The following is a 558-nucleotide window of genomic DNA, read 5'->3' as shown; positions in this document are numbered from 1 at the left end:
GAAACAGGAGACGTAGTTAGACCGCCGGTCGATAGCGTAACAAAATATGGACCTGTAAAAGGAGACTCGATTGTAGAAAAAGAAGAGATTCCATTCGAGAAAGAACGTAAATTTAATCCGGATTTAGCACCAGGGACAGAAAAAGTAACAAGAGAAGGACAAAAAGGTGAGAAGACAATAACGACGCCAACACTAAAAAATCCATTAACTGGAGAAATTATTAGTAAAGGTGAATCGAAAGAAGAAATCACAAAAGATCCGATTAATGAATTAACAGAATACGGACCAGAAACGATAACACCAGGTCATCGAGACGAATTTGATCCGAAGTTACCAACAGGAGAGAAAGAGGAAGTTCCAGGTAAACCAGGAATTAAGAATCCAGAAACAGGAGATGTAGTTAGACCACCGGTCGATAGCGTAACAAAATATGGACCTGTAAAAGGAGACTCGATTGTAGAAAAAGAAGAAATTCCATTCGAGAAAGAACGTAAATTTAATCCTGATTTAGCACCAGGGACAGAAAAAGTAACAAGAGAAGGACAAAAAGGTGAGAAG

1 protein-coding gene is annotated in these 558 nt (G+C 38.7%); it reads left to right on the top strand.

What is annotated here, in order from left to right; translation table 11 throughout:
• Positions 1 to 558: E domain-containing protein (locus KQ486_RS14245; protein WP_216688007.1), on the top strand; the 558-nt coding region annotated here is incomplete at both ends.

It is taken from the genome of Allobacillus halotolerans, assembly GCF_018967645.1.
Classification (GTDB): domain Bacteria; phylum Bacillota; class Bacilli; order Bacillales; family Alkalibacillaceae; genus Allobacillus; species Allobacillus halotolerans.
Note: the sequence above shows the minus strand (reverse complement) of the source record. Positions and strands in the feature narration are given on the sequence as shown.